The organism is Noviherbaspirillum galbum (genome assembly GCF_010974945.1).
In the GTDB taxonomy this organism is placed as follows: domain Bacteria; phylum Pseudomonadota; class Gammaproteobacteria; order Burkholderiales; family Burkholderiaceae_D; genus Noviherbaspirillum; species Noviherbaspirillum galbum.
In genome coordinates this window covers 1-3,324 of sequence record NZ_JAAIVB010000091.1, presented here as the reverse complement: position 1 = coordinate 3,324, position 3,324 = coordinate 1, and the positions used below count along the sequence as shown (strand labels likewise).

The window sequence follows — 3,324 nt, the reverse complement described above, 5'->3', positions numbered from 1 at the left end:
CGCCGGATGCGAACCTGCAGGCCGGGAATGGCGCGCAGGCGCCGGGCAAGCCGGCGCGCCCGCGCGGCCAGCGCTTCCGGCGGCGCGCCCAGCATGTCCAGCACCGGCAGCCGCCGCTCCGGCGCGGGCAGGTCATGCAGGCGCAGCACCGCCTCCAGCGCCGCCAGCGACAGCTTGTCGATGCGCAGGGCGCGCAGCAGGGGATGCTTCTTCAGGCGCGCGATGTCGTCGCGGCGGCCCGCCAGGATGCCGGCCTGCGGACCGCCCAGCAGCTTGTCGCCGCTGAACGCAAGCAGGCCCGCGCCCTCGCGCAGGCATTGCTGCACCGTAGGCTCCTCCGGCAGGCCGAATGGCCGCAGGTCGACGAAGGTGCCGCTGCCGAGGTCTTCCATGAACACCAGGCCGTGTTCATCGGCAAGCCTGGCCAGCGCGGCGCGTTCCGGCTGGGCGCTGAAGCCGACGATGCGATAGTTGCTGGTATGGCTCTTGAGGATAACGCGGGTTTTCGGCGTGATGGCGGCGGCATAGTCGGACAGGCGCGTCTTGTTCGTGGCGCCCACCTCGACGAGGCACGCGCCGCTCTGGGCGATCACGTCTGGCATGCGGAACGAGCCGCCGATCTCGATCAGTTCGCCGCGCGATGCGATCACTTCCCCGTCGCGTGCGAGCGCCGTCAGCGCCAGCAGCACCGCCGCCGCGCAGTTGTTCACCACCAGCGCCGCCTCCGCGCCGGTCAGGCGGCAGATGAGCGCCTCGACATGGTCGTAGCGGCTGCCGCGCTGTCCGCCGTCGAGATCGAACTCGAGGTTGCAGTATCCCGCCGCGAGACCGGCGATCGCCGCCAGCGCTTCCTGCGGCAGGGGCGCCCGCCCGAGGTTGGTGTGCAGCACCACGCCGGTCGCATTGATGACCCGCCGCAGCGAGGGTTGCCGCGTTGCGCGCAAGGCATCGAGCACGCGCCGGAAGAATGCCGGCGATCCGGCATCGTCGTCGACGGGACGGCGCGCGAGGATGGCGTCGCGCATGCGCGCGAGTTCGGCGCGCAGGGCATCCACCACCTGGTCGCGCCGGTATTCGCGGCACAGCCCGGCCGCCTCGGGGCTTTCCATCAGCCGCTGCACCTGCGGCAGGCGGCGCGCGGACGCCGGGGTTTGCGAGGCAGGCACGGAAGCCGGGTCGTGGAGAGGCAGGATGTCGCTCATGTCAGGGACGCAAGGTTGGAGTGTCGGTCGGGATAGTGCATCGTCAGGGATCGGTCAGGGTGGCGAGGTAGGCCGCCATGTCGCGCGCATCGCGTTCGGACACCTGCAGGTTCGGCATGGCTGACAGCGGATCGGCATGCTGGGGGTTGCGCAGCCAGCGCACCATGTTGTCGCCGGAATTGCGCAGCACGCCGCCGATGTAGGCGCGCCCCGCGATGCTCTTGAGGGAAGGTCCGACGTTCTTGTCAGCGCCGACCACGCCGGGGATCTCGTGGCAGGTTGCGCACAGGTATTGCTCCATCGCGAACTTGCCGGCGGCGGCGTTGCCGGCATAGCCGGGCGGAACGCGTTCCCGGTCCGCCGGCGGCGCCCGCCTGGGAGGCGGCGCGGTCATCTGCATGTAGTCTTGCGGCGACACCTTGGACAGTTGCTTGACGAAGGCGGTGAGGTCCCACATCTCTTCCTCGCTCAGGCGGTATTCCCATGCCGGCATGGCGCTCAGGCGCACGCCGTGGCGGATGATCCAGTACACCTCCCTTGCTTCCCAGTCGCGTTCATCCTCCGCCAGGTTGGTAGGCACGGGCCGCACGCCATAGCCGAGCGCTTCGGGCGCCACCCCCGGCCCGCCATGGCATTGCACGCAATGCTGGCGGTACAGGACCGCGCCGCGCCCGATGCGCGCGGCATCTTCCAGCGGCGGCGCCTGGATGTCGCGCGCATGGTGTATCACCGAGCGGCGCATGGCGTAGTGCAGCACGTAATAAGACACGCTCAGGTGCGGCTCGGTAGCGGCGACGTTCACGACGCCGGAATAGACGATACCGGCCGCGACGGCGGCGCCGGCCAGCGCCAGGACGAGGAGCGCGATGGCGAGCTTCTTCATGGCAGGCCTCCGGCGTTCATTTCAGGGTCCCCAGGAAAGCGGCGATGTCCCGCGCTTCCTGTTCCGTCAGGCCGAGGTTCGGCATGGCGGTGCGCGGGTCGACGCCGGGCGGATCGCGCAGCCAGCGCGTCATGTTGTCCTGCGTATTGGCGAGAACCCCGGCGATGTAGACGCGCCCGCCGATTCTGGCGAGGGAGGGGCCGGCCCGTCCCGCCAGTCCGCTGACCTCGGGAATCGCATGGCAGGCTGCGCAGTTATGGCGCACGACGGCTTCCTTGCCGCGTTCGCGGTCGTTGCCGGGCGGCGCGGCGGAGGCCGCGCTTCCCATGATTCCCGCGATTCCCGCAAGCAGCAGGCAGAAGCGTGCGGCGACGCGCGCGGCCCGGATCATGGCCGCCCTCCCGGCCCGCCCGCCTGCAGCGGGGCAAGCGCCCGCGCGAGCGGCGGCCTGCGCGTTTCCATGGCATCCAGCCAGCCGGCGAACAGCCATGCGAAGCTCGCGAGATGGGCCAGGTTCATGGGTATCCACATCAGGAGGCCGGCCAGTTGCTGGTCTTCCAGCGCGCTCATGCCGAAGCGTCCGGACATCTGCGGCGCATACCAGGGCACGGACGAAAACGTGAGCATGGCGCCGAGCAGGCCGCTGTGCAGGGCAAAGCCGGCGAGCATCAGCAGCGCCACGCCATGGCCGCGTCCGCCGGACTGGCGGGGATGCAGGACCAGCATCCAGAAGGCAAGCGACGTCCAGAAGAAGGAAAGATGTTCCGCGAAGTGCGCGCCTTCATGCGCGAGCGCGTAACGGTACGCCGCCGGCACATGCCAGAACCACAATGCCGCGCTTGCCAGCAGCCATGCCGGCAGGGGGCGCATCAGGGCGCGCAGGCAGCGCCCTGCCAGTCCGCGGCGCCACCAGCGTCCGGCGGCCTGGCGGCCCGCCGGCGGCAATGCCCAGATGCTCGCTAGCCCGGGACGTCCCCAGGCGATCAGCGCCGGGGCCGCCAGCATCAGCAGCATGTGCTGGGCCATGTGCGCGGAAAGCGATTCGCCGGCCAGTCCGTCGAGCGGCGACGCCAGCGCCGCCGCCAGCGTCGCCAGCCCGAGCGCGAAGGCGGGCGGCGCGGCGAAGCCGAGCGCCTTGCCGAGGCGCCCGGCGCGGCCCGCCAGCCGCAGCATGCCAAGGGCATACACCGCGCCTGCCAGCACGAGGGAGCAGACCAGCCAGCCCTCCCAGTGCCGTGC

The 3,324-nt window shown here is 70.9% G+C and carries 4 protein-coding genes; all 4 read right to left on the bottom strand.

Going from position 1 to position 3,324, the window contains the following annotated elements; genetic code table 11:
- Nucleotides 1–1,202 (bottom strand): L-seryl-tRNA(Sec) selenium transferase (gene selA / locus G3574_RS27985; protein ID WP_205609967.1); only part of this gene is annotated, 1,202 nt, incomplete at its 3' end.
- A 43-nt stretch (nt 1,203–1,245) separates the two neighbouring features.
- On the bottom strand, nt 1,246–2,085 hold the full coding sequence (locus tag G3574_RS27980) for a c-type cytochrome (protein WP_163968857.1): 840 nt from the start codon (nt 2,083–2,085) through the stop codon (nt 1,246–1,248).
- A 16-nt stretch (nt 2,086–2,101) separates the two neighbouring features.
- Nucleotides 2,102–2,476 (bottom strand): c-type cytochrome, encoded by a 375-nt coding sequence (locus G3574_RS27975; RefSeq protein WP_163968856.1) that lies wholly within the window; start codon nt 2,474–2,476, stop codon nt 2,102–2,104.
- The coding region (locus G3574_RS27970; RefSeq protein WP_163968855.1) for a cytochrome c oxidase assembly protein at nt 2,473–3,324 on the bottom strand (852 nt) is incomplete at its 5' end. The genes G3574_RS27970 and G3574_RS27975, both read right to left, overlap by 4 nt.